Source organism: Pseudomonas sp. MF06569, assembly GCF_059862735.1.
This window is the reverse complement of the sequence record NZ_JCBCUZ010000004.1, coordinates 137,156-163,031: the sequence shown is the minus strand read 5'-3', so window position 1 is coordinate 163,031 and position 25,876 is coordinate 137,156. Positions and strand designations below refer to the sequence as shown.

Annotated in this window: 23 protein-coding genes; 6 read left to right on the top strand and 17 right to left on the bottom strand. The window is 60.2% G+C overall.

Translation table 11 applies throughout. The features are described from left to right. Positions 1-25: 25 nt before the first annotated feature. From miaA to AC19YQ_RS06200, 5 genes are read right to left on the bottom strand one after another with little or no spacing between them, the layout of a single operon-like run. Positions 26-1,006, bottom strand: a complete 981-nt coding sequence (miaA, locus tag AC19YQ_RS06220; protein ID WP_133076643.1) for a tRNA (adenosine(37)-N6)-dimethylallyltransferase MiaA — start codon at positions 1,004-1,006, stop codon at positions 26-28. Further along, on the bottom strand, positions 1,006-2,919 hold the full coding sequence (gene mutL / locus AC19YQ_RS06215) for a DNA mismatch repair endonuclease MutL (protein WP_500594796.1): 1,914 nt from the start codon (positions 2,917-2,919) through the stop codon (positions 1,006-1,008). Before mutL ends, miaA begins: the two co-directional genes overlap by 1 nt. Further along, on the bottom strand, positions 2,919-4,340 hold the full coding sequence (locus AC19YQ_RS06210) for an N-acetylmuramoyl-L-alanine amidase (RefSeq protein WP_219262197.1): 1,422 nt from the start codon (positions 4,338-4,340) through the stop codon (positions 2,919-2,921). The genes mutL and AC19YQ_RS06210 overlap by 1 nt, the downstream gene beginning before the upstream one ends. Before the next feature lie 2 nt (positions 4,341-4,342). Next, positions 4,343-4,813 (bottom strand): tRNA (adenosine(37)-N6)-threonylcarbamoyltransferase complex ATPase subunit type 1 TsaE, encoded by a 471-nt coding sequence (tsaE, locus tag AC19YQ_RS06205; protein ID WP_048360336.1) that lies wholly within the window; start codon positions 4,811-4,813, stop codon positions 4,343-4,345. Then, positions 4,801-5,661 carry an NAD(P)H-hydrate dehydratase gene (locus AC19YQ_RS06200; protein WP_339474807.1) on the bottom strand — a complete coding sequence of 287 codons (861 nt, stop codon included), beginning with the start codon at positions 5,659-5,661 and terminating at the stop codon, positions 4,801-4,803. The genes tsaE and AC19YQ_RS06200 overlap by 13 nt, the downstream gene beginning before the upstream one ends. A 62-nt stretch (positions 5,662-5,723) precedes the next feature. On the opposite strand from AC19YQ_RS06200, the gene queG reads away from it, so the two are divergent. After that, entirely contained in the window at positions 5,724-6,791 is a 1,068-nt protein-coding gene (gene queG / locus AC19YQ_RS06195) for a tRNA epoxyqueuosine(34) reductase QueG (protein WP_326397250.1), read from the top strand. Between the two features lie 16 nt (positions 6,792-6,807). Here queG and AC19YQ_RS06190 read toward each other — a convergent pair whose 3' ends face one another. Together AC19YQ_RS06190 and orn are read right to left on the bottom strand one after the other, a co-directional pair. Beyond that, positions 6,808-7,419 carry a trimeric intracellular cation channel family protein gene (locus AC19YQ_RS06190; RefSeq protein WP_133076647.1) on the bottom strand — a complete coding sequence of 204 codons (612 nt, stop codon included), beginning with the start codon at positions 7,417-7,419 and terminating at the stop codon, positions 6,808-6,810. Between the two features lie 171 nt (positions 7,420-7,590). After that, a complete protein-coding gene (gene orn, locus AC19YQ_RS06185; protein WP_133076648.1) occupies positions 7,591-8,133 on the bottom strand; it encodes an oligoribonuclease in 543 nt (180 codons plus the stop codon). A 106-nt stretch (positions 8,134-8,239) separates the two neighbouring features. On the opposite strand from orn, the gene rsgA reads away from it, so the two are divergent. Next, a complete protein-coding gene (gene rsgA, locus AC19YQ_RS06180) occupies positions 8,240-9,271 on the top strand; it encodes a small ribosomal subunit biogenesis GTPase RsgA (protein WP_500594795.1) in 1,032 nt (343 codons plus the stop codon). A 107-nt stretch (positions 9,272-9,378) separates the two neighbouring features. On the opposite strand, the gene motB is transcribed toward rsgA, so the two are convergent. Together motB and motA are read right to left on the bottom strand one after the other, a co-directional pair. After that, positions 9,379-10,359 (bottom strand): flagellar motor protein MotB, encoded by a 981-nt coding sequence (gene motB / locus AC19YQ_RS06175; RefSeq protein WP_339474809.1) that lies wholly within the window; start codon positions 10,357-10,359, stop codon positions 9,379-9,381. A gap of 3 nt (positions 10,360-10,362) precedes the next feature. After that, positions 10,363-11,214, bottom strand: coding sequence for a flagellar motor stator protein MotA (gene motA, locus AC19YQ_RS06170; protein WP_219262136.1), 852 nt, complete (start codon positions 11,212-11,214; stop codon positions 10,363-10,365). A gap of 152 nt (positions 11,215-11,366) precedes the next feature. Here motA and AC19YQ_RS06165 point away from each other — a divergent pair, with 152 nt between their 5' ends. Genes AC19YQ_RS06165 through asd form a run of 3 tightly spaced genes read left to right on the top strand, consistent with a single transcriptional unit; the run spans position 11,367 to position 14,646 of the window. Then, positions 11,367-12,905: an HDOD domain-containing protein gene (locus AC19YQ_RS06165; protein WP_500594794.1), complete on the top strand. Its 1,539-nt coding sequence runs from the start codon at positions 11,367-11,369 to the stop codon at positions 12,903-12,905. Between the two features lie 37 nt (positions 12,906-12,942). After that, entirely contained in the window at positions 12,943-13,770 is an 828-nt protein-coding gene (locus tag AC19YQ_RS06160; RefSeq protein WP_500594793.1) for a rhodanese-like domain-containing protein, read from the top strand. Positions 13,771-13,779: 9 nt separating this feature from the next. Then, positions 13,780-14,646: an archaetidylserine decarboxylase gene (asd, locus tag AC19YQ_RS06155; RefSeq protein WP_500594792.1), complete on the top strand. Its 867-nt coding sequence runs from the start codon at positions 13,780-13,782 to the stop codon at positions 14,644-14,646. A gap of 110 nt (positions 14,647-14,756) precedes the next feature. Here asd and serB read toward each other — a convergent pair whose 3' ends face one another. After that, positions 14,757-15,971 (bottom strand): phosphoserine phosphatase SerB, encoded by a 1,215-nt coding sequence (gene serB / locus AC19YQ_RS06150; RefSeq protein WP_133076654.1) that lies wholly within the window; start codon positions 15,969-15,971, stop codon positions 14,757-14,759. Positions 15,972-16,103: 132 nt separating this feature from the next. Between serB and AC19YQ_RS06145 the strand changes: the two genes are divergently transcribed. Beyond that, positions 16,104-17,654 (top strand): AhpA/YtjB family protein, encoded by a 1,551-nt coding sequence (locus AC19YQ_RS06145; protein ID WP_133076655.1) that lies wholly within the window; start codon positions 16,104-16,106, stop codon positions 17,652-17,654. A gap of 69 nt (positions 17,655-17,723) precedes the next feature. Here AC19YQ_RS06145 and AC19YQ_RS06140 read toward each other — a convergent pair whose 3' ends face one another. The 7 genes from AC19YQ_RS06140 to cpdA form a co-directional block, all read right to left on the bottom strand. Beyond that, the gene (locus tag AC19YQ_RS06140) at positions 17,724-18,428 is read right to left on the bottom strand and encodes a PqiC family protein (protein ID WP_219262140.1); all 705 of its coding nucleotides are present in this window, start codon (positions 18,426-18,428) and stop codon (positions 17,724-17,726) included. A gap of 179 nt (positions 18,429-18,607) precedes the next feature. Continuing rightward, positions 18,608-20,872 carry a DNA topoisomerase IV subunit A gene (parC, locus tag AC19YQ_RS06135; protein WP_133076657.1) on the bottom strand — a complete coding sequence of 755 codons (2,265 nt, stop codon included), beginning with the start codon at positions 20,870-20,872 and terminating at the stop codon, positions 18,608-18,610. Between the two features lie 11 nt (positions 20,873-20,883). Then, on the bottom strand, positions 20,884-21,405 hold the full coding sequence (locus AC19YQ_RS06130; protein WP_500594791.1) for a retropepsin-like aspartic protease family protein: 522 nt from the start codon (positions 21,403-21,405) through the stop codon (positions 20,884-20,886). Beyond that, positions 21,402-22,382 (bottom strand): esterase-like activity of phytase family protein, encoded by a 981-nt coding sequence (locus AC19YQ_RS06125; RefSeq protein WP_500594790.1) that lies wholly within the window; start codon positions 22,380-22,382, stop codon positions 21,402-21,404. Before AC19YQ_RS06125 ends, AC19YQ_RS06130 begins: the two co-directional genes overlap by 4 nt. Beyond that, positions 22,382-24,286, bottom strand: a complete 1,905-nt coding sequence (parE, locus tag AC19YQ_RS06120; protein WP_133076660.1) for a DNA topoisomerase IV subunit B — start codon at positions 24,284-24,286, stop codon at positions 22,382-22,384. The genes AC19YQ_RS06125 and parE overlap by 1 nt, the downstream gene beginning before the upstream one ends. Positions 24,287-24,338: 52 nt before the next feature. Beyond that, positions 24,339-24,947, bottom strand: a complete 609-nt coding sequence (locus AC19YQ_RS06115; protein ID WP_133076661.1) for a YqiA/YcfP family alpha/beta fold hydrolase — start codon at positions 24,945-24,947, stop codon at positions 24,339-24,341. Positions 24,948-25,042: 95 nt separating this feature from the next. After that, a complete protein-coding gene (cpdA, locus tag AC19YQ_RS06110) occupies positions 25,043-25,858 on the bottom strand; it encodes a 3',5'-cyclic-AMP phosphodiesterase (RefSeq protein WP_500594789.1) in 816 nt (271 codons plus the stop codon). Between the last annotated feature and the right edge of the window lie 18 nt (positions 25,859-25,876).

Here is a 25,876-nt window from a genome sequence, read left to right as displayed (position 1 = left end):
TAGGATAGACGGCATTTGCCAAGACTCAGCTCAATATGGAGACCGATTCCAGGTATTTCAAGGCTCGTGGCAGATTGTCGCAGTCCAGACTGTCCAGCCAATGCAGGTCGTCCCAACTGCGCAACCAGGTGAACTGACGCTTGGCCAGCTGGCGCGTGGCAATGATGCCGCGCTCCTGCATCTGCGCCGCTGTCAGCTTGCCGTCCAGGTAATCCCAGACTTGGCGGTAGCCTACAGCACGTATAGACGGCAACCCGGCATGCAGGTCACTTCTACGGCGCAGGCTTATGACCTCGTCAATGAACCCCTGTTCCAGCATCTGCCCGAATCTTAGTGCAATTCGCTCATGCAGCACCTGACGGTTCGCCGGAGCGATGGCCAGATTCGCGACAGTATAGGGCAATTGGCTGTGCCCAGAAGCCGCTGCTTTAGTCGTTTGCTCAGATTGTTTTTGCCGGTGGGCCGTCACACTCATGCCGCTGACCCGATAAACCTCCAGCGCCCGCGTCAGACGCTGAGGATCATTGGGGTGAATCCGCGCTGCAGACTCCGGGTCGATGGCCGCCAGCTGGTCGTGCAAGGCTTGCCAGCCAAGGCGTTGAGCCTCTTCTTCAAGCTGCGCACGCACCTCGGGATCGGCCGGGGGCATGTCTGCCAGGCCGTCGATCAGTGCTTTGTAATACAGCATGGTGCCGCCCACCAGCAGCGGAATATTGCCGCGCGCGGTGATCTCGGCCATTGCCTTGAGTGCGTCGCGGCGAAAATCAGCCGCCGAATAGCTCTCAGCCGGGTCGAGAATATCGATCAACTGATGAGGGTGGGCAGCCAGAATTTCTTTCTCCGGCTTGGCCGTACCGATATCCATACCGCGATAGACCAGTGCCGAATCGACACTGATCAGCTCGCACGGCAGTACCTTGGTCAGCTCGATGGCCAGATCGGTCTTGCCGGCAGCCGTCGGCCCCATCAGAAAAATGGCCGGAGGTAAAACGTTGGAACCTGTCATCAGCGACCGCGCAAAAAGAGTTTGTCCAAGTCGTCCAGGCCCATTTGGGTCCAGGTGGGACGACCATGATTGCACTGACCACTGCGCTCGGTGTTTTCCATGTCACGCAACAAGCCGTTCATTTCCGGGATCGCCAAACGGCGATTGGCCCGGATCGCACCGTGGCAGGCCATGGTGCCAAGCAGCTCATTGAGATGCGCCTGAATCCGGTCACTGGTGCCGTATTCCATCAGGTCGGCCAGTACGTCATGGACCAGACGCTGAGCCTCAGCCTGCTTGAGCAAGGCCGGGATCTGGCGGATAGCCAGGGTTTCCGGGCCAAGGCGCTGCAGCTCAAAGCCCAGGCGCTGGAACCATTCGGCGTGCTCTTCTGCACAGTCGGCTTCACGCTGACTGACTGCAATCGATTCCGGCACCAGCAGCGGCTGACCGCTCAAGCCTTCGCTGGCCATGGCGATTTTCAGGCGCTCATACATGATGCGTTCGTGGGCCGCGTGCATATCCACCAGCACCAGTCCCTGGGCGTTTTCGGCAAGGATATAAATGCCCTTGAGCTGCGCCAGCGCAAAGCCCAACGGCGGGATATCACCCTGCCCGTCCGGCAAGGGTGCAGCATTGGCCTCGGGCAATGGCGCGAAAAACTCGCGATAGGCATTGCGCGCTTCTTCGACAGGAACCGAAGGCGCCGAAGACTGCGGCCGGTACTGATACTGATAACCCGCCCCGGCCCCCGAGCCTGCAACATGCGGGTTCGGCGCAGCTTGCGGCTGCTCCAGTACGTTGGCTGCCAGGCGCATTTCACCTTGCGGACCAAACTCACCGGCGTCGAGCCCCGTAGGGCGTTCGGCACCGGGCACAGGCGCAGGAGCGGCCAGTTGGTCTTCCGGACGCACATCACCCAAGGCGCGATGCAACGTGCCATACAAAAAGTCATGCACCATGCGCCCGTCACGGAAGCGCACTTCGTGCTTGGTCGGGTGGACGTTGACGTCGACAACCGACGGGTCGACTTCAAAAAACAGGACAAAGGTCGGATGACGACCGTTGAACAGCACATCGCGATAAGCCTGGCGCACCGCATGGGCCACCAGCTTGTCGCGTACCGCACGGCCATTCACATAGAAATACTGCAAGTCAGCCTGGCTGCGCGAGAAAGTCGGCAGACCCACCCAGCCCCACAAATGCAGGCCATTGCGCTCGATCTCGATCGGTAGCGCCTGCTCCAGGAACGCCGAGCCGCACACCGCCGCCACACGTCGGGCGCGGGCAGTATCGTCCCGGGCTTCATGCAGATTGAGGATGGTTTTACCGTTGTGTCGCAAATTGAACGCCACATCAAACCGGGCCAGCGCCAGGCGCTTGATCACTTCTTGCAGATGATCGAACTCGGTTTTTTCGGTTTTAAGAAATTTTCGCCGCGCCGGGGTATTGAAAAACAGGTCACGCACTTCAACCGAGGTGCCGACCGGATGTGCCGCCGGTTGCACCCGGGGTGCCATGTCGCGGCCTTCAGTCTCGACCTGCCAGGCCTGATCGGCACCACGGGTGCGCGAAGTCAGGGTCAGGCGGGCAACGGAGCTGATGGAAGCCAGGGCCTCACCGCGAAAACCCAGGCTCATCACCCGCTCAAGGTCTTCAAGATCACGAATCTTGCTCGTGGCGTGACGCGCCAGTGCCAGCGGCAAGTCGTCGCTGGAAATACCGCTGCCATCGTCACGCACCCGCAGCAGCTTGATCCCGGCCTGCTCCACATCCACGTCAATGCGCTTGGCGCCCGAGTCGAGGCTGTTTTCCAGCAACTCTTTGATCACCGATGCCGGACGCTCAACCACCTCGCCAGCAGCAATCTGGTTGGCCAGGCGCGGGCTGAGCAGTTCAATCCGCGCGCTGCTGTTCAAGACGCCGTCACTCATTATTGAGCCGCCAGGGCGGTGGCCGGAATGTTCAGGTTTTGGCCGACTTTAAGCTCATCGGTTTTCAGGCTGTTGCTCGAACGCAGCGTCGCCACACCCACTTGATAACGCACGGCAATCATCGCCAGCGTTTCGCCGGGACGGACCGTGTGTTCACGGGCGCCCTGGGCAATTTTGCCCGTGTCACGCAGCCAGGCGATATACGTGCCCGGTGGCGGGTTTTGCTGGAAGAACTGACGCACGCCGCTGCTGATCGAACGCGCCAGCGCTTGCTGGTGGCTGCTCGACGCCAGTTTCGAAGCTTCGTTGGAGTTCGAGATAAACCCAGTTTCGACGAGGATCGATGGAATATCCGGCGACTTGAGCACCATAAACCCGGCCTGCTCCACGCGCTGCTTGTGCAGTGGTGTCACCCGACCGATGTTGCTCAAGACCTTTTGCCCCACGTTCAGGCTGGACGTCAGCGAAGCCGTCATCGACAGATCGAGCAATACACCCGCCAGCATGCGGTCCTTGTCGTCAAGGCTCACATTGCCCGCGCCGCCGATCAAGTCAGAACGGTTTTCGCTGTCTGCCAACCAGCGCGCAGTCTCGGAAGTCGCACCGCGCTCGGACAAGGCAAACACCGAAGCACCAAAGGCGGCCTTGGACGGCGCGGCATCGGCGTGGATCGACACAAACAGGTCGGCACCCTTTTTGCGGGCGATTTCGGTACGGCCACGCAACGGAATAAAGTAGTCGCCGGTGCGCGTCAGCTCAGCCCTGAAGCCTTTCATGCCATTGATCTGGCGCTGCAGCTCTTTGGCAATCGCCAGCACCACGTCTTTTTCCCGCTGGCCTGCAGAGCCCGAGGCCCCCGGGTCTTCACCGCCGTGGCCGGCGTCAATGACGACCACCACACTGCGTTTTCCGCTCGGAATCGGCGGCAACTTGACGTCAGGCTGGGCCGGAGTGACCGGAACCACAGGCACCGTCGCCACATTGGTGGCAGGCAAGCTCGGAGAGAGGTCGGCACCCTGGTCATACAGGTCAACCACCAGACGGTTGCCGTACTGGGCATTCGGCGCCAGCACGAAGCTCTTCGGAGTCACCGCCTTTTTCAGGTCGATCACCACGCGCAAATCCGTGGGGGTACGTTGCGCCGAACGCATGCTGGTAATAGGCGTATTGGCGGTTTGCACATTCAACGGGCCGGCCAGGGTCGCACCATTGATATCAATCACCAGACGGTCAGGGGCTGTCAGCGTAAACACGCTGTGCTGCACCGGGCCGGTCAGATCAAAAACCAGTCGTGTGTTGTCCGGCGCCCGCCACAAACGTACGCTTTTGACCTGTGTCGCCGCCAAAGCGTTGACCGCCATGACACTGAGCAACACACCCACCACACTTACTAACGCGCGAAAGCGCATACCAAACCCCATCATTATTTGTATTCCGGTGCCAATGCGGCACACCAAGACTCGCCACGTGAACCTTGGGGCGTCAGCTTCAGCAAACGCCCGGTGTTGTGCGGGCTAATGGTAATGGTCAGGTCAGGCTTTGGCAAAAAGCCTGCACCTTTATCGGGCCATTCAATCAAGCATAGGGCGTCTTCGTCGAAATAATCGCGAATCCCCATATATTCGAGCTCTTCCGGGTCGACCAGACGGTACAGATCAAAATGAAAGGCGCGAATATCGCCAATTTCATAAGGCTCAACCAACGTAAAGGTCGGACTTTTAACCGAGCCGGTGTGCCCAAGGCCGCGAATCAAGCCTCGTGACAGGGTGGTCTTGCCCATCCCCAGATCACCGTCCAGAAAGATCAGGCCATGACCTTGAGTCACGGTCGCCAGGCGCGCGCCAAAGGCGGTCATTGCCTCTTCATCGTCCAGTTGCAGTGTTATTTCGTGCACGGTGCGTGTTCCTCCAACAACTGACGAATGACTGGAATCAAATCACTGGCCGCCAGCCCACGGCCCAATTGTCCCTGTTGTTCTCCGGCGCGGGCATGCAGCCACACCGCCAGGCACGCCGCATCGAAGGCGCTCATGCCCTGGGCCAGCAGCGCGCCAATCACGCCTGCCAGCACATCCCCCAAACCGGCCGTAGCCATGGCCGGGTGTCCCTGATTGCAAATGGCCAATTCACCTTCCAGCCCTGCAACCAGAGTGCCTGCTCCTTTAAGGACGCAGACCACTGAATACTTTTTAACCAGCGCTCGGGCCGCTGCCGGGCGATCTGCCTGTACTTGCCCGGTACTGATGCCCAGCAACCGCGCGGCTTCGCCCGGGTGCGGGGTGATCACCGAGCCGGACGCCAGCCCAATGACTGCGTTGGACAACAGATTCAGCGCATCGGCATCCCAAACTTGAGGCATTTTTGCCTGCGCAGCAGCCGACAACAGACTACGCCCCCAGGGGGCCTGCCCCAAACCCGGTCCCACCACGACCACCGAAGCCTGCGCCAGCACACCCATCAACTGATTGGCTGACGACACGCCAAGTGTCATCACTTCAGGCACCTGCACCAGAGCGGCCGCCACATGCTCGGGACGCGTGGCCAGTGATACCAGGCCAGCGCCACAGCGTAGTGCAGCCTGGGCACTCAGGGTAATCGAGCCGCCAAACCCGCGATCCCCACCCACCAGCAGCACATGGCCAAACTGGCCTTTGTGGGCGCTTGGGGCCCGCACAGGCAGTCGCGGCAGGTTATCTGCACGAAGGGCTTTGGGGTCGGCTAAAAGGTGTTTGGTCTGCGGCATACGTGTCGGGCTCCGATGTCTGGCAGAATTATACGCATCTCAGCTCCGGTTTCTCTTGCCTCATGCCTGCTATTACTGCCGACCTCCCCGCTCTCGCTCAGTCCATCAAGGAATGGGGCCGCGAGCTGGGCTTTCAACAAGTCGCCATTGCCGGCCTCGACCTTGGAGAACACGAACACCATCTGCAACGCTGGCTCGACGCTGGCTACCACGGCGACATGGACTACATGGCTGCCCACGGCAGCAAGCGTTCGCATCCCGAAGAACTGGTCCCCGGCACATTGCGCGTGGTGTCCCTGCGCATGGACTACCTGCCCGGCGACACCCACATGGCGCAGCTGCTGGCCCAGCCTGAAAAAGCCTACGTGTCGCGCTACGCCCTGGGTCGCGATTACCACAAGCTGATCCGCAAGCGCGTGCAGCAACTGGCCGACCGCATCCAGAAGGACATCGGCCCGTTTGGCTTTCGCGCCTTTGTCGACAGCGCCCCGGTCCTGGAAAAAGCCATCGCGCAGCAGGCTGGCCTGGGCTGGATCGGCAAAAACACTTTGGTGCTCAATCGCAAGGCGGGCAGCTATTTCTTCCTGAGCGAGTTGTTTGTCGACTTGCCGCTGCCGGTCGATCCTCCCCACGAGACCGAGCACTGCGGACGCTGCACTGCCTGCCTGGACATTTGCCCCACCAATGCCTTTGTCGGTCCCTATGTACTAGATGCGCGCAAGTGCATCTCGTACTTGACCATCGAGCTGAAAACCGCGATCCCCGAAGAGCTGCGCTCAATGATCGGCAACCGGGTGTTCGGTTGTGATGATTGCCAGATTGTCTGTCCGTGGAACCGTTTTGCCCGCACTACGGCAGAAGGCGACTTCAAGCCAAGGCACAACCTGGACAACGCCGGGCTGGCCGAGCTGTTCATGTGGGATGAAGACACGTTCCTGAGCAGCACCGAGGGCTCCCCTCTACGCCGGGCAGGGTACGAGCGCTGGCTGCGCAATCTGGCAGTGGGGCTGGGCAATGCGCCGTCGACGATCCCGGTGCTCGAAGCCTTGAAGGCGCGGCGCGACTACCCGTCCGAGCTGGTGCAGGAACATGTGGAGTGGGCGCTGGCACAACACGCCAAGCGCGCGTGACCACTCCCGCAATTGCTTAATGCTCGTCGTTGTAAACGAACTTGGGCATTTCCCAGTTAAAGCGGATCGCCAACAAACGCAGCAGTAGCCCGCCGAACAAGGTCACGAAAATAGCCTGCTCGTTGGGCATTTCGAGCCAGGTACACAGCAAGAAACACCAGGCTGCGGCAAACGATACGCTGGCGTACAACTCGCGACGGAAGATCAGCGGGATGTCGTTGCAGAAGATGTCCCGCAGGATGCCGCCAAATACCCCGGTAATGACCCCGCTCACCGAGGCCACCAGCATGCCTTGGCCCATTTCCAGCGCAGTCATGCAGCCAATCAGGGTAAACGCTACCAGCCCCAGGGCATCGAGCACCAAAAACAGCGAGCGCAAATGGCGCATCAGTGGCGCGATAAAGATCGTCACCAGCGCGGCAAAGGTAGTCAAGACCAGGTATTCCGGGTGCTTGACCCAGGTCAGCGGGTAATGCCCCAACAGTACGTCGCGCACCGAGCCGCCGCCTAGCGCCGTGACACAGGCAATCAGCACCACGCCGAACCAATCCATGCCCCGACGCCCGGCAGACAGCGCCCCGGTCATGGCTTCGGCAGTAATGGCAACTAAATAGAGCATCAGCAACATGGCAGCGATCCTTGCAAGAAGGCGCGCAGTCTACTCTCAGTTGGCATTGGCACCAAAAGGGGGCAGCAAATACTGTTCTTTGTGGGAGCGGGCTTGCTCGCGATGGCTTCGCTGCTACCGAGTCGCTTGTATCGCGAGCAAGCCCGCTCCCACAGGGGGATCAACGGCAACTTAGAACTTGATGAAATGCTTGCGGTAGTGCTGCAGTTCGGCGATCGACTCGCGAATGTCGTCCAGCGCAAGGTGCGTGCCTTTCTTCACCAGGCTGTCGCGCACTTCAGGCGCCCAGCGCGCGACCAGTTCCTTGAGCGTAGAAACGTCCAGGTTGCGGTAGTGGAAGTAGCTTTCAAGCGCTTTCATGTGGGTGTACAGGAAACGACGATCCTGACAGATGCTGTTGCCGCAGATCGGCGACTTGCCTTTGGGTACCCACTGCTCAAGAAACGCGATGGTTTGCGCCTCGGCTTCGGCCATGGTGGTGGTGCTGTCTTTTACGCGCTGGGTCAGGCCACTGCCACCGTGGGTGCGGGTGTTCCATTCGTCCATGCGGGCCAGCACTTCATCGCTGTGGTGGATGGCGATGACCGGGCCTTCAGCCAGGGTATTGAGGTTGCTGTCGGTAACGATGGTGGCCATTTCGATAATGACGTCGTTGTCAGGGTCCAGACCGGTCATTTCCAGGTCGATCCAGATCAGGTTCTGCGCGTTTTGCATAATGGCCTCCAGTGCTTGGTTGCGCAGTTTAGCTTAGGCGTGCAGCCCTCGTGCTAAACTCGCCTGCGTTTTACCCTTCTTATCGTTTTATCAACACGGAACACCCATGGCCAAACGCCAGCTCAATCGTCGTCAGAATTGGCGCATCGAAAAGATCCAGGGCGAGCGCGCTGCCCGCGCCGCCAAACGCGAATCCAGTGCCGTCGAAGCGCTTGAGGGCGGCGATTTAGGCCCCGAGCAACTCGGCCTGGTGATCGCGCACTTTGGTGTGCAGGTCGAAGTCGAAGCCCAGGAAGGCGAGCTTAACGGCCAGATGTTCCGCTGCCACCTGCGCGCAAACCTGCCCGCACTGGTGACCGGCGACACGGTTGTATGGCGCGCCGGCAACCAGGGCATCGGCGTTATCGTCGCCCAACTGCCGCGTAAAACCGAACTGTGCCGCCCGGACAGCCGTGGCCAGCTCAAGCCGGTCGCTGCCAACGTCGACATGATCGTGATTGTGTTCGCGCCCATGCCCGAGCCCCATGCCAACCTCATCGACCGTTACCTGGTCGCTGCCGAGCACGCGGGGATTCGTCCGTTGCTGCTGCTCAACAAGGCTGACTTGATCGACGATCAAAACTCACCGGCGCTCAATGCGTTGCTGGGGGTTTATCGCCAGCTGGGTTATCCGGTGCTGGAAGTGTCGGCGCATCACGGTGATGGTATGCAGCAGCTGCAAGCGCAACTGGACGGCCATATCAGCGTGTTTGTGGGTCAGTCGGGCGTGGGCAAGTCGTCCTTGGTCAACAGCCTGCTGCCAGAGGTCAACCTGCGGGTCGGGCCGCTGTCGGAAGTCTCGGGCCAGGGCACGCACACCACTACCACGGCGCGGTTGTTCCACTTCCCGGGTGGCGGCGAGTTGATCGACTCACCGGGTATCCGCGAGTTCGGCCTGGGCCACGTGAGCCGGGCCGATGTCGAGGCGGGCTTTATCGAGTTCAACGACTTGATCGGCACCTGCCGCTTCCGCGACTGCAAACACGACCGCGAGCCAGGCTGTGCATTGTTGATGGCCCTGGAAGATGGCCGCGTTCAACAGCAGCGCATGAACAGCTATCGCTCGATCATTGCCAGCTTGCCCGAGTCGAGCTACTAAGCCCCCTATCAACTTCCGTGGGAGCGGGCTTGCTCGCGATTGCATCGCCTCGGTGAATCAGGTGTTCCGAGTCGCTTGCATCGCGAGCAAGCCCGCTCCCACCGTTTTTACGGTGCCTTGTCGTCAAACAGATTCAGCTTCTGGCGCTCTTCATGCATCGGCAGCGGCTGTTTGTCGGCGGGCAACTGGATCGGATCGATCGCAGCCTTGGGCAACTCCTGGGCCTTAACCGGCTCCACGCCCTGCTCACCTTCAATCGCCTGCTGGGCCTTTTTGGTCAGCACCACGATGTCAATTCGACGGTTGATCGGGTTATAGGGGTTGGCCTTGTCGAACAGCACTGACGACGCATACCCCACCACCCGCGCAATCTGCGCATCAGGGTAGCTACCCGCCACCAGGGCACGCCGGGCCGCATTGGCACGGTTGACCGACAATTCCCAGTTGCCGTAATCGCCACCTCCCGCATAGGGCATGGCATCGGTGTGGCCGCTGATGCTGACTTTGTTCGGCACCGCTTTGATGGTGTCGGCCATGGCCAGCAGAATATCTTCGAAGTAAGGCTTTAGCCGCGCGCTACCCACATCAAACATCGGGCGGTTTTCGGCGTCCATGATCTGGATCCGCAAACCGTCCGGAGTGATTTCAAACAGCAACTGATCCTTGAATTTACGCAGTTGCGGGTTTTCTTCGACCTTGTTCTGCAACTCCTGAAGCAGCAGTTCGAGACGTTCTTTCTCGACCTGCTCCGCCATGTTCTCAACCTGATCGGCATCGACTTTGATCTTGTCGGGCTGAGGCTGCAGTTTCTCTTCGGGATTGAGGGTATTGTCCGGCGCCAGCGCGGGCGTGCCGCCCAGATCGATGATGTACGGTGTGCCGCTTTCGCTGAAACCGATCGGGTCTTTGAAATAACCGCCAATGGCGATCTTTTGCTCTGGCGTGGCGGCCGTCATCAGCCACATCACCAAAAAGAACGCCATCATCGCCGTGGCGAAGTCAGCAAAGGCAATTTTCCAGGCGCCACCGTGATGGCCTGCGGCGTAGCGCTTTACGCGCTTGATGATGATGGGCTGGTTGTTTTCCATAAATCAGCGACCGCGAACCACTTGTTCAAGCTCGGAAAAGCTCGGTCGATGCTTGGGGTACAGCACTTTGCGACCGAACTCGACGGCAAGCGACGGCGGCATGCCCGAGGCCGAGGCCACCAGGGAAGCCTTGATCGACTCGTAAACGTTGATTTCTTCCTTGGCATCGTGGGCCAGGGACGTCGCCAGCGGACCGAAGAAGCCATAGGCAGCCAAAATACCGAAGAACGTCCCCACCAGCGCGGCACCAACGTGCATGCCGATGGCGGCCTGATCGCCCTCACCCAGCGAGGCCATCGTCACGACAATACCCAGCACCGCCGCCACAATGCCGAAACCGGGCATGCCGTCGGCGATCCCGGTCACGGCATGGGAAGGATGCTCAAGCTCTTCCTTGAGGTTGAAAAGCTCCATGTCAAACAGCCCTTCGAGCTCGTGGGGCGCCATGTTGCCCGACGACATGATGCGCAGGTAATCGCAGATAAACGCCGTCATGCGTTCATCCTTGAGGACCGTGGGGTACTTGGAGAAGATCGGGCTGGCGGCCGCGTCTTCAATATCGCTTTCGATGGCCATCATGCCTTCGCGGCGACTTTTATTAAGAATCTCGTAAACCAGCCCCAGCACTTCCAGATAAAAAGCGTGGGAGAAGCGTGATCCAAACATGCTGAGTGATTTTTTGATCACGTGCATGGTCATGTAGCCGGGGTTGGCTTGCAGGAACGCGCCAAAGGCCGCCCCGCCGATGATCAAAACCTCGAACGGCTGAATCAGCGCACCGATTTTGCCGTGGGAAAGCACGTATCCGCCAAGCACACTCGCGAACACGACAATGATGCCGATAATTTTAGCCATAGATAAAAAGTACTTACTGAGTCGGGTTCAAGGTCATATTCCAGCGAAGCTAAAACTCTTCTTCTCCTTATCGGCGAATCTGCGCCAGACTATAGCCGGCAAAGCCGAAAATCCATTCGACCTCCACAATCGATGATGATCGCGTTCCCCTAATGGCCAACGAAACCTGCGCACCGACATCAACACCCACTACTCTGGATGCCTGGGTATCACTCCTGGACGCTGTTGATTTGCCGATCCCGCAAAACAGCCATGAGCGCGTATTCAAGACGATCAACGACAGTCGCCGCTCATTGCGCGAAATTGCCGAGGTCATGCAGGACAGCCCGGCGCTGGCACTCAGGCTGATCCGCGAGGCCAACCAACACGTCCAGAGCAGCCTGAGCGAGCCTGCCGAAAGCCTTGAAGTGGCCATCAACCGCCTGGGCCTCAAGCGCACCCAAGTGTTGCTCGAACGCGTACCCGCACTGGCGATCGAAGACATCCCGATGGCCTATCGACAAATCCAGCTCATCAGCCAGCACGCCGCACAACAAGCTATCGGGCTGTTCGGCAATCGCCTGGCGCGCCTCTGGCAAGAAATCTACTGGAGCAGCCTGCTGTTTCTGTCGCCGTTATGGGCGTTGGCGCTCACTCACCCGCTGCTGCTTGAAGCCTGGGAGCGACGGGTGATCGAGCAAGGGGAATGTGCCAAAAAGGTCGAGCTGGAGCTGTTTGGTGTTCCGCTGTTTGATATCTGCCGCACGCTGGCCGAACTCTGGCGATTGCCCGCCTGGGTGATGCAGGGCTATACGGTCATCACCGACGAGCGCCGCACGCTGGTCAAGGTGCTGCACATTGCCCGCGACACTCATCATCCGCTGCGCCAGCAACAGCACCTGGACGCCGATCCCGAGCTGCGCCGCTGGTTCAACCAGCCCGCCAACAGCGTGCTGCTGGCCAACTGCCTGGCGCTTTCAGCGCAACAGGCATGGGACACGCCGCACAACTTGCGCTGGCAGTACGTCACCAGCCTGTACCTGCAAATGCCGCTGGATGACATACAACAGCAAGTGCACCAGCACGCGGTAAACAGCGGGCGCTATCACTCGATGCCAGAACTCTGGCACCCGGCCCAGGCGCTGCTCTGGCCATGGGATGCACGCCGCACCCGCCACAGCTCGCTGGCCGCGCCGCCCCCCTCGGCCGAGGCGCTGGCGGCGTGGCGCAGACATTGCGGGCAATTGCTCGAGCAACCCAGCGCATTCAGCAACCCGGTGCACCTGACCACTTGCGCCCGCGAAGCCCTGCTGGCGTGCGGCATGCGCCGAGTGATGCTGCTGACACCCGACAAGACCTCAACCGCTCTGAGCGTGAATCAGATAGCCGGACTGGCAAAGACAGCCTTCGACCTGAACATCGCCATCAACGAGAGCACCGCACTCCAGCGCTTGATGGCGCAACCGGCTCAGGTACGCCTGACACCCGAGAACAATGGCGTCATATCCGCGGTTTTACCCTACAGCCTGCGCAGCCTGTTCCCTGGCGAGCATCTACTGTTACGCTCCCTGAGCAACAACGGCCGCGTGGTCATGCTGGTACTGGCAGACCAGGGCGGCGGCCCCTTTTCGGAAACCAGCGTGCAGGCATTCGGCAAAACGGCCCAATGCATCGAGAAAGCCCTGAATAGCTTTAGTAGTCGCGGGCGCTAGCGCTACAATCCCCCCTTTTTTGCTCTGGAGGCTTCACATGCCTGGCTTCTCTGGCTTGCCGTTAGTGATTGAACCAAGTGACCTGTTCGCCCGGCTCAACGCTCCCGAACTGATCGTGGTCGACTTGACCAGCGTCGCGCGTTACGAAGCCGGGCATATTCCGGGGGCTCGCTTCGTCGACCCGAAGCGCACGCAACTGGGGCTGCCACCGGCGCCCGGTCTGCTGCCGACCCAGGCGGCGCTCGAAGCGTTGTTCGGCGAGTTGGGGCACAACCCCGATGCGGTCTACGTGGTGTATGACGACGAAGGCGGCGGCTGGGCCGGGCGCTTTATCTGGCTGCTGGATGTGATCGGACACAAGGCTTATCACTATCTGGATGGCGGCATTCACGCATGGACAGGTGACGGTTACGCCGTCAGCCAGGATGTACCCGCTGCAGCCGGTGGCCCGGTGGCCCTGACCCTCCACGATGAACCCACCGCAACCCGCGAGTACCTGCAAAGCCGTTTGGGCGCCGCGGATCTGGCGATCTGGGATGCCCGCAGCGAAGCCGAATACACGGGCGAAAAAGTACTCGCCGCCAAGGGTGGGCATATCCCCGGCGCGAAGAATTTTGAATGGACCGCAGGCATGGATAAAACCCGCAACCTGCGTATCCGCACTGACATGGCGCAGATCCTCAAGGATCTGGGCATCACGCCAGACAAAGAAGTGATTACCCACTGCCAGACTCACCACCGTTCTGGCTTTACTTATCTCGTTGCCAAATCGCTCGGTTATCCGCGTGTCAAAGGCTACGCCGGCTCTTGGGGCGAATGGGGCAACCATCCCGATACCCCTGTCGAGCTGCCTGTAAAAAATTAAGGACCTTGAATGAAAACGCGTTTGTTCCTCCTCAGTCAGTACCTGTTGCCGCATCACCTGCTGTCACGCCTGGCCGGCTGCATTGCCGAGTGCCGCGTGCGCTGGTTCAAGAATGCATTCACAACCTGGTTCGCCAAGCGTTACCAAGTGGACATGTCTCAGGCACTGGTTGAGGACGTTACCGCCTACGAGCACTTCAATGCCTTCTTCACCCGCGCCCTGAAAGACGGCGCCCGCCCGCTGGATCAAACTCCGGGCGCCGTGTTGAGCCCTGCCGATGGCGCTGTCAGCCAACTGGGCCCGATTGAACATGGTCGCGTGTTCCAGGCCAAAGGCCACAGCTACAGCGTGCTGGAACTGGTGGGTGGCGATGCCGCTGTGGCAGCTCAGTTCATGGGCGGCGACTTTGCCACCATCTACCTGTCGCCAAAGGATTACCACCGCGTACACATGCCGTTGGCAGGCACCTTGCGCGAGATGATCTACGTGCCGGGCCGCCTGTTCTCGGTTAACCAGACTACCGCCGAAAACGTGCCGGAGCTGTTTGCCCGCAACGAGCGTGCCGTGTGCATCTTTGATACCGAACGCGGCCCGATGGCCGTGATTTTGGTGGGCGCCATGATCGTGGCGTCGATTGAAACCGTATTTGCCGGCCTGGTCACGCCGCCTAAACGCGAGCTGAAAACCTTCCGCTACGACGAAGCTGCACGTGCGCCGATCCACCTGGAAAAAGGTGCCGAGCTGGGTCGCTTCAAACTGGGTTCGACTGCAATCGTGCTGTTCGGTGCCGATCAAGTGAAGTGGGCTGAAGGCCTGGCGGCGGGAACGCCGGTGATGATGGGGCAAGGCATTGGCGCACCGGCTCACGCCGAATAAACCCGACGCCTGACCCTGTGGGAGCGGGCTTGCTCGCGATGCCATCAACTCGGTGAATCTGATTTACCGAGGTGCTGCTATCGCGAGCAAGCCCGCTCCCACCGTTCGTTTTAGCCCTGGCTGTTACGGTCGCGCTGGCCCAGCAGGTACAGCACACCATCCAGGCCCAGAGTCGAAATGGCATGTCTGGCCGATTTTTTAACCAGTGGCTTGGCGCGGAATGCCACACCCAGCCCGGCAATTGCCAGCATCGGCAAGTCGTTGGCACCATCACCGACCGCAATGGTCTGCTCCAGGCTCAAGCCTTCCTTTTGCGCCAGCTCACGCAGCAAGTCCGCCTTGCGCTGTGCGTCGACAATCGGCTCAACCGCAACACCGGTCACCTTGCCATCCACCACTTCCAGCTCGTTGGCGAACACATAGTCGATGCCCAGCTTCGCCTGCACCTGCTTGGCAAAATACGTGAAGCCGCCCGACAGGATGGCGGTCTTGTAGCCCAAGCGCTTGAGTTCCGCGAACAGCACTTCGGCGCCTTCGGTCAGGCGCAGCGAGGCACCGATGGCATCCAGCACGCCCACATCCAGACCTTTGAGCAGCGCCATGCGCTCCTTGAAGCTGGCCTTGAAGTCCAGCTCACCGGCCATGGCGCGTTCAGTGATTGCAGCCACCTGGTCACCCACGCCCGCAGCCTTGGCCAACTCGTCGATCACTTCGGCTTCGATCAGGGTCGAGTCCATGTCGAACACCGCCAGACGGCGATTGCGGCGGAACAGGGTGTCTTCCTGAAGCGCGATATCTACACCCAGCTCTTGGGCCAGGTTGAAGAAATCGGCACGTAGCGCGTCAATATCCGCAGGCTCGCCGCACACACGCAATTCGATGCAACTTTTGCTCAACTGCGTCGGGGCGTCCAGCGGTACACGGCCAGACAAGCGATCAGTCTGTTCGATGTTCAAACCGTGCTGGCTGATCACCGATGTCACGCGCTGCAACTCATGGGCAGTCACCTGGCGGCTCATCAGCGTCACCACATGACGGGTCTGGCTTTGCTCATTGACCCAGCGCTGATAATGCTCTTCGCTGATCGGGTCAAAACGCAGTTGCAGCCCCTCTTGGGCGATCAATGGCTGCAGGTCTTTGAGCACCGCCGACACCAGCTCTGCTTGTGGAATTTCCACCAGAAAACCCAACGACAAAACGCCATGGATGGCGGCCTGACCGATGTCGAGAATATTCACACCATTGCTGGCCAATACACCGGTAATGGCCGCAGTGAGACCCGGACGGTCCTCACCTGTGATGTTTATCAGGACGATTTCGCGCAAGGCACACCCCCATTCGCTAAAAAAAACGCATTCTACCCACTTTCAGTGACCATCGGGCACCGCCAAGGCTTTGCCGCCTTCAGGCTGCTCGCTATACTGCGCACCAACTTAACGGACTAAGAGCCGCGCTCAGTGAACCGGCCATTGCCTGTCAAAACCGATAATTTCTTCCTGTTGATCTTCCGGGCCCTGCGTGATCGCCGCGTTCCGATTGCTCTGCGTATCGCCAGCCATAACGTGATTCTGGTCGCCCTGGCGCTGGTCATTTATGCCGTGGTGATGGGACTGCAATTCAAGCAGGCCATGCACGAGCAGGCAGATGCCCTGGGCCAGAGCCTGACCACACAAACCGCCACCTCGGCGACCGAGCTGCTGGTGTCCAATGACATCCTCAGTCTCAACGTGCTGCTCAACAACCTGACCAAAAACCCGCTGGTGGCCCACGCGGCTATCTACAGCGTCGATAACCGCATCCTCGCCGAAGCCGGCCAGCGCCCCAAAAACGGCTTGCTGGGCGAAACCGAAGGCGTGTATCAGACCAAGATCACCTTTCAGGATGTGACCGCCGGGCATCTGCGCATCAGCCTGGACATGCACCAGTTTGAGCAGCCGATGACCATCAGCCTGCAGAGCATGGGCATTTTGAGCGCCATTCTGCTCGCCCTGGCCCTGGCCTTGAGCTTGCGACTGGGACGCCACATCACCACGCCGCTGCTGCAATTGCGGGTATGGTTGCGCGAGCCCGATCCTTACACCCCGGCCATTCAGCGCCAGGATGAAATCGGTGATCTGGCCCGCCAGCTTCACAGCCGCCTCGCCCCTGCGGCGCCAGAGCCGGAACCCGAGCCAGAACCGGAAGAAGACTACGACGACAGCGACTACGAAGAAGCCGAAGACAACGAGCCAACCTTCGAAGTGCGCAACCTGAGCGATCCGACGTTCGATGAAGCGCCTGCTGCGCCTGCTCCCAAGGCCGCTCCCCGGCAGTTGGTCAGCACCGCAGAAGACGAAAACGACGACGAAGACCCGTTCGCTGACTTGCGCGACACCAGCACAGCCACAGCTGCGCCGATTGCGCTGGCCAAACCAAAGCAGGTCGTATCCGCTGCGCCACAGCCAAGCGCCGTACTGGCGGTGCAGCTGGGAGCACAGGAACAACTGCGTCGCCTGCCCCGCGCACGCCTGATGGAACTGCTGGAGCGCTATCGCGATTGCCTGAACCAGGCAGCTTCGCTGTATCAAAGCGAGCTGCATACGCTCAACGATGGCAGCACGCTGATGCTGTTCCATAGCGAAGACAGCGGCGACGATTACCTGACCAACGCCATTTGCTGCGGCGAACTGCTGCGGGCCCTGGGGCACGCCTTGCAGATCGAAGTCGCGGACAGCGGCATCACCCTGCAATTGCAACTGGGTCTGGTGCTGGGCGAAGGACTGAACGGCATGAGCCAGATTGATTTGCTGCTGACTGAAGTCGCACAGGACGCCCTGGCGCTGTCGCAACACAGCCGCAACTTGCTGTTGGTGGAGCGCAAGATCAGCGACGATCCGCTGATCCGTCAGCGCGCCCGTATCCGCCCGATTGCCAGCCCTGAAGGTGCCTGCTGCGTCGAGCGCCTGATGGAGCCTTATCCATCCATGCTTGAGCGCCAACTGGCGCGGATGCATGAGAATCGTGGCTGACGGCTTACTCCCGTAGAGGCAAAAAAAAATCCCGCACATGTGCGGGATTTTTTGTTTCGGGTTACGGCCTCAGAAGCGAAACACTTCCATATCCGTACGGATCGGTGAAGCCATCGGAATTCGAGGCTTCTCCGCACCCTGCTTCGGTGCAGCCTTGGTCTCGGGCTTGCGCATCTCAACCAGCGGCGGCTGGTTGGCCAGTGGCTTGAGCGCCACGGCCAATTGCTCGCTCAGCTGTTGCAACAACTGACCTTGAGCCTTGACCTGATCCGCCGTGCTGCCCCCGTGCGGCTGCTCCAGGTGAACAATGCGGTTGTCACGCACCTGACCGCGACGGTCGATCAAACGCCATTGTGCATCCAGCACCGCAGGCAGGTTCTTGCCCGAGTCCAGGCGAGTGATCGACAACAGCACCTGCACATCCGGGCTGAAGCCCGCCGTAGCCGGTGCCAGGACAACCCGCTGGCTGTCCAGGCGCCACGCCAATTGACGTACCAGAAGTTGATCGATATCCGAAGACAAGCTGCCAGCCCATCGACCATCAGTGGCCGCACTCAGACTGCCATCGGGCTGACGTTGCAGCAGGGTTTCACGCTGCAGGTAATCGGCCACGCTGATGGGGCCAAGTACCACGGCCATGCCTGCGCTTTGCGCGGGCTGGCCTGGGGCGCCGCTGTCCAGTTGGTACAAGGCCGCTGGCTGGTGCGTGGTGCACCCCGCCAGACCCAGCACACCGGTCAGCAACGCAATTAAAGGAAGGCGTAGAACGTTCATCATTCCATCCAGGTGGCCGCCATAGGGCCAGCCACAGTGTGATTCTCGAAAGGTTTGCAAAGCACATTGCCATAAGCCGTGCAGCAAACGCGGCATATCATCCGCGAATATTGGACCTGACTCCAGCGTTGTCGCGCCGATCTGCGCGTAAAAACCCAGATCGGGGGCGCTAAACAGCCTTAATTGGGCGTTTCTACCAACAAGGCATCCACACGCTGGAAACCACGGGGCAGCTTATTGCCACGACGGCCGCGCTCGCCTTTGTAGTGCTCCAGGTCGTCAGCCTTGAGTGACAGTGTGCGCTTGCCGGCCTGCAATACCAGCGTGGCGTTGTCTGGCAGCACGGCGAGGTCGGTCACGTACTCTTCACGACTGGCCACGCGCTCACCGGGAATACCGATGATCTTGTTGCCTTTGCCTTTGCCCAGTTGCGGCAAGTCGCTGACTTTGAAAATCAGCAGACGACCTTCCGTGGTCACGGCCGCCAGCCAGTTGTGCTCGCGATCTGCCACAGGTCGTGGCTGCATGACTTGCGCCCCTTTAGGCAGGCTGAGCAGCGCTTTACCGGCCTTGTTCTTGGCTTGCAGGTCTTCACCCTTGACCACAAAACCGTAACCGGCGTCGGACGCGATGACGTACAGCGCATCGTCTTCAGGCAACAGCACGCACTCGAACGTCGCACCCGGCGGCGGGGTCAGGCGCCCGGTCAACGGCTCGCCCTGGCCACGGGCATTGGGCAGTTTGTGAGCAGGCTCAGAGTAACTGCGCCCGGTCGAGTCGATAAACACCGCGAACTGGTTGGAGCGTCCGGAGGCCGCTGTCTTGTAGCCATCCCCTGCCTTGTAGGACAGGCCGGTAGCGTCAAGGTCATGGCCTTTGCCGCAACGAACCCAGCCTTTTTCCGACAGTACAACTGTGACGGCTTCAGTCGGGACCAGCTCGTTTTCAGACAGGGCCTTGGCTTCAGCACGGGACACAATCGGCGAACGACGGTCGTCGCCATAGGTTTCGGCATCGGCCAGCAACTCGGTACGCACCAGCTTTTTCAGCTTGGTTTCGCTGCCCAGCAAGGTTTTCAGCTTGGCTTGCTCTTTGCGCAACGCATCCTGTTCGGTGCGCAGCTTCATCTCTTCAAGGCGGGCCAATTGGCGCAGACGCGTGTCGAGGATGTAGTCAGCCTGGATTTCGCTCAGGGCAAAGCGCGCAATCAGCTCGGCCTTGGGATGCTCCTCGGTGCGGATGATGTGAATCACTTCATCGAGGTTCAAGTAGGCGGTGAGCAATCCGTCCAACAGATGCAGGCGGCGCTCGACTTTATCGAGGCGGAACTGCAAGCGACGGCGTACGACATTGACCCGGAATTCCAGCCATTCCACCAGCAAGGCGCGCAGGTTTTTCAGTTGCGGCTTGCCGTCCAGACCAATGATGTTGATGTTGACCCGGAACGTGGACTCAAGCTCGGTCACGGCGAACAAGTGCTGCATCAGCTCGTCGAGATCGACTTTGTTATTGCGCGGAATGATCACGATACGGCACGGGTTTTCGTGGTCGGACTCGTCGCGCAGGTCGGTGACCATTGCCAGCTTGGTCGGCTTGGCCTGCATCAGGGCCGCGATCTGCTCCAGTACTTTGGCGCCGGATACCTGATGGGGCAGCGCAGTGACCACAATGTCGCCGTCTTCGATGTGATACACGGCACGCATGCGCACCGAACCACGGCCGGTCTGATAGATCTTCAGCAGGTCGGCACGGGGGGTGATGATTTCAGCTTCGGTCGGGTAGTCCGGGCCCTGGATGTGTTCGCACAGCTGCTCGACCGTGGCCTTGGGCTCATCGAGCAAACGCACGCACGCGCTGGCAACTTCACGCAGGTTGTGCGGCGGCACGTCAGTGGCCATGCCCACGGCAATGCCGGTGGTGCCATTGAGCAGAATATTGGGCAAGCGCGCAGGCAAAACCGCAGGTTCGTCGAGGGTCCCGTCAAAGTTGGGCACCCAGTCCGCCGTGCCCTGGCCCAGTTCGCTGAGCAGCACTTCGGAATAACGGGACAAGCGCGCTTCGGTATAACGCATGGCCGCGAACGACTTGGGATCGTCCGGCGCACCCCAGTTGCCCTGGCCGTCGACCAGGGTGTAGCGGTAGCTAAACGGCTGCGCCATCAGCACCATCGCTTCGTAGCACGCCGAGTCGCCGTGGGGGTGGAACTTGCCGAGTACGTCACCGACGGTACGCGCCGATTTCTTGTGCTTGGAATCAGCGTCCAGGCCCAACTCGCTCATGGCGTACACAATGCGCCGCTGTACGGGCTTGAGGCCGTCGCCGATGTGCGGCAAGGCCCGGTCCATGATTACGTACATGGAGTAGTTGAGGTAGGCCTGTTCGGTGAAGTCGGCCAGTGACCGGCGTTCTACGCCGTCCAGGCTGAGATCAAGGGAGTCGCTCATGCGGACCTCATTCAATTCGTTGTCTGGCGCAGCAGCATGGTGCCGCCGCGCTGGGTAAATTCAAGTTTTTTCAGCGCACTCATGCCCAGCAGCACTTGCTCGCCTTCAAGCCCTGGAGCAGCCACTGCACGCACGTCGCGCAGCACAATGGCGCCCAGTTGCAGGCGGTCGATGCGGGTCTGATAGCCCTGAGTGCGACCATTGGCAGTGTTCAGCGTCACCGGGACACCTTTGGGCAATGCCAGTTGCCTGGCCAGCTCCACCGGCACCGCCACATCGGTGGCGCCGGTATCGAGTAAAAATTCCACCGGCACGTTGTTGATCCGGCCGCTGGCAACAAAATGACCCTGGGCGTTGCCGAGCAGTTTGACTTCGATATAACCCTCGCCCTGTTGCGAGGAGACTTCGGTGTTGGGGTTTTCCTGACGCTGTTCCCAGCGCCCGAAAAACTGCGCAGCCAGATACAAACCGGCGCACCAGGCCAGAATCATAAAGACCCGACCCACACCTTTACCCGGCGCTTGCTCGCTCATGACTTGGCACTCCAGCCACCTTGCGGGGCAGCAAAGCGCCAGACAATGGGGCGTTTTTCGCCATCGGCGCGTACATGGTTGCCGTTATCGACGCCGATCCAGGCACCTTGGGCATCCAGGCTCAAGGCTTCGGTATTGCCATAGCCACTGTTGTATAGCCGGTTGTCGGTCAATGAATCGTTGGCAAACGACCAGCAGCGTTCGATTTCACCTGTGTCCAGGGTGCGACGACAAATGCGGTAGGCCATGCGTTCAAGGGTGAACAGCTTGCCTTCGAACAGCGCCAGGTCGGCAAAATCCTTTTGCTGCGCCTTGGCCTTGAGTTGTGGCGGCGCCTGCTCAAGGCCCCCTTCACTCATCAAGACGCAACCGTTTTCGCAGTCCCACACACTCTGCTTTTTGCGGATCGTCAGCAAGCCGCGGCGCTCGCGCTCGGCCGCCAGCCAGATCTGGTTGCCCTGCGGGTTGACGGCGATACCTTCAAACAGCGCATTGAAATGCAGCAGCATGCCGCTGGCCCGGGCCTGACGGACCAGCGAAGGGTCGATCTTGAGCCAAACCGGCTGGCCTGCCGGCGGAACTTGCAACACCGCCGCATGGGCTTCACTGACCACATAACGGTTGCCCGCGTCGTCGCAGCTGATGCCTTCAAAATCCAGATTGCCGCCGCGCAACGGGCTGATGGCTTTACCCATCATGCGTACACCCCACGGCAAACCGCTTTCGGGCGGCGGCGGAACATCGATGTTCAGGGCCTCGGCGCTCCATTCGGGGTAGCGCTGGTCAAGACGATAAATCTGATCGTCATCACGATCGGATACCGCCCACAACTCGCCCGAACACAGGGCCAGGCCAGACAGGTTGCCACCTCGCATGCCTTCCACCGGATGCTCCGACTGCATGACCAACTCTGGCCAGGTAGTGGCCATTACTGGCGCAGCACCCAACCAGAGCAGCCCCAGCAAGGCACTGCGCATCAGGTCAGCACCTGCGCCAGGTTGCCTTTGGATTCAAGCCAGGTCTTGCGATCACCGGCGCGTTTCTTGGCCAGCAGCATGTCCATCATCTCTGACGTGGCGGCGAAGTCTTCAAGGGTCAGTTGCACCAAGCGACGGGTGTTTGGGTCCATCGTGGTTTCACGCAGTTGCGGCGGGTTCATCTCACCCAGCCCCTTGAATCGCGTGACCTGTGGCTTGCCGCGTTTTTTCTCGGCGACCAGTCGGTCAAGGATGCCATCACGCTCGGCTTCGTCCAGGGCGTAGAAAATCTCCTTGCCCAGGTCAATGCGGTACAACGGCGGCATCGCCACGTAAACGTGACCGGCGTCCACCAGCGGACGGAAGTGCTGAACGAACAACGCGCACAGCAAGGTGGCGATGTGCAGACCGTCGGAGTCGGCGTCGGCAAGGATGCAGATTTTGCCGTAACGCAATTGGCTCATGTCAGCCGCGCCCGGATCGACACCGATCGCGACGGCGATGTTATGGACTTCCTGACTGGCCAGGACTTCGCTGCCGTCAACTTCCCAGGTGTTGAGGATCTTGCCGCGCAACGGCAGGATCGCCTGGAATTCCTTGTCTCGTGCCTGCTTGGCCGAGCCGCCTGCGGAGTCACCTTCCACCAGAAACAGTTCAGAACGCATCGGGTCCTGCCCGGCGCAGTCGGCCAGCTTGCCCGGCAAGGCCGGCCCCTGGGTAATCCGCTTGCGCTCAACCTTCTTGCTGGCCTTGAGCCTGCGCCCGGCGTTGTTGATTGCCAGCTCAGCCAGTTGCATGCCCAGCTCGGGGTTGGCATTGAGCCACAGGCTGAAGGAATCCTTGATCACGCCCGATACAAACGCCGCCGCTTCACGAGAGGACAGACGCTCTTTGGTCTGCCCCGAGAACTGCGGCTCCTGCATTTTCATCGACAGCACGAACGCAATGCGCTCCCACACGTCTTCGGGCGCCAGCTTCACGCCGCGCGGCAGCAGGCTGCGGAACTCGCAGAACTCGCGCATCGCATCGAGCAAGCCCTGACGCAGACCGTTGACGTGAGTACCGCCTTGAGCCGTGGGGATCAGGTTGACGTAGCTTTCCTGAACACTGTCACCGCCTTCAGGCAGCCACAGCAAAGCCCAGTCGATGGCTTCTTTATTACCGGCCAGGCTGCCGCAGAACGGCTCATTGGGCAGGCGTTCAAATTCGCTGACCGCGTCAACCAGGTACGAGCGCAGACCGTCTTCGTAATGCCACTCGACCTTTTCGCCGGTGTTTTTGTCTTCAAAGCTGACCAGCAGCCCCGGGCACAGTACAGCCTTGGCCTTGAGCACATGCTTGAGGCGGCTGACCGAAAACTTGGGCGAGTCGAAGTACTTAGGGTCCGGCGCGAAGTACACGCTGGTACCGGTGTTGCGCTTGCCGACCGTACCGATGACTTCCAGATCGGTCGCTTTATAGCCATCGGCGAAGGTCATCTGGTATTCGTTGCCGTCACGCTTGACCTTGACCCGAACCAGTGTCGACAGCGCGTTGACCACCGAAATCCCCACGCCGTGCAGGCCGCCGGAGAACTGATAGTTTTTGTTGGAGAACTTGCCACCCGCGTGGAGCTTGGTGAGGATCAGCTCGACACCTGACACGCCCTCTTCAGGGTGGATGTCCACAGGCATGCCGCGCCCGTCATCGCTGACTTCCAGCGAGTGATCGGCGTGCAGGATGACTTGCACCGACTTGGCGTGACCGGCCAGGGCTTCGTCGACACTGTTGTCGATGACTTCCTGGGCCAGGTGGTTGGGCCGACTGGTGTCGGTGTACATGCCGGGGCGTTTGCGCACCGGGTCGAGGCCCGAGAGGACTTCGATGGCGTCGGCGTTATAAGAGCTAGCGCTGGGAGTGGCCATAGGGTCTCGTCGTTAGTCGTAAATGAAAAATAAGGGCCATTCGACGGGTGCCTCAGAGGGCCGCGAAGTCGATGGTTTGAAACTGTTCGGCGCCAATCCCTGCAAAATTCAACAGATCAGGCAGTTGCTGGGCAAAACCTTGATAACTGTGGTCACCGCCCGCCTGAATACGCAATGTACACGCCGCGTAGTACTTTTCAGCGTAGCGGTAGTCCAGGGTTTCATCGCCAGTTTGCAACCACACCTGATACCGCTGCGGGTCTTGGGGGGCTGCCACTTCGAGTTCGGCCAGGGCTTGAACGTGATCGTGGGTCAATTCCCAGGTTTGGCCGCTGTAGTGGTTGGTCTGCGTGCCCAGATAACCGTCGAACATCCGATGCGGGCTGACGGCCGGGTTGACCAGCAAGGCCTTGAGGCCATGTTGTTCGGCCAGCCAGGTCGCATAGTAGCCGCCGAGCGAGCTGCCTACCAGCAATGGGCGGCCCAGCTGGCTGATTGCGGCCTGCAATTGGGCCATTGCCTCACGCGGATGGTGGTGCAAGGCAGGCACCCGCAGCTGCTCGGCAAGCCCCATGCGCTGCATCACCGAGATCAACTGTGTGGCCTTCTTGGACTCGGGGGCACTGTTGAACCCGTGGATATACAAGATGGAACCCGACATGCGATGACCCCCGAAGACACATTAAGCTGAACACAGCATCAAGAAAGACGCGCAGTTTAGCCTGACTCAGGGGCAATGACTCGCTTCAAGATATTTCAGTAATTGTTGGCGCTGTAATCCGGCTCGAACGAGAAATCAGCCAGGCGTGACACGCCGGTTTGCAGCGTGCCATCCGGCTGCAAGCGCAACCAGCGATAGCCCGGGGCCTCGTTGCTGACCTTGAAGTCCGGGCTGGCGACAGCAAACTGGATGCAGGTCGAGGGCGATGCCAGCAACCGGACACCGTTGCGTTGCTGATCGAACGGCTGGTGGACATGCCCCCAGAGCACTGCCCGTGCTTGTGGATAACGGTCCATGACCGACCAGAAATCCTTGGCATTGCGCAGACCGATCGGCTCCAGCCATTGGCAACCCACCGAGACCGGGTGGTGATGCAGGCACACCAGGTGATGGCGTTCGGGGGCTTCGCTCAAGGATTGCGCCAGCAGTTGCAACTGGTCGTCTTCCAGATAACCGGGGGTGAAATGGGGCACTGCCGAGTTGAGCAACGTAATGCGCCAATTGCCGATATCGACCACGGGCTCAAGCAGACGGCTTTGCACGGCCGCTTCGCGCATCTGCGCAACTTGGTCATGATTGCCGGGGATCCAGCGGGCAACGCCGCCCAGCGGTGACGTCATCCTGCGAAAGTGCTGATAGGCCTCGACACTGCCGTCCTGGGTCAAGTCGCCCGTGGCCAGAATGCCGTCGATGTGCGGTTGTTCGGCGCGAGCCAGATCGATCACCTGCTGCAGGCTTTGCGCAGTCTTGAGGCCGAGCAGGGAACCGTCTGCGTCAGCAAACAAATGGCTGTCAGACAGCTGCACCAGCAGCACCGCATCTTCGGTGGTCAGCGTGGATACATTCGGCAAGATGACTCTCCCGGGGGG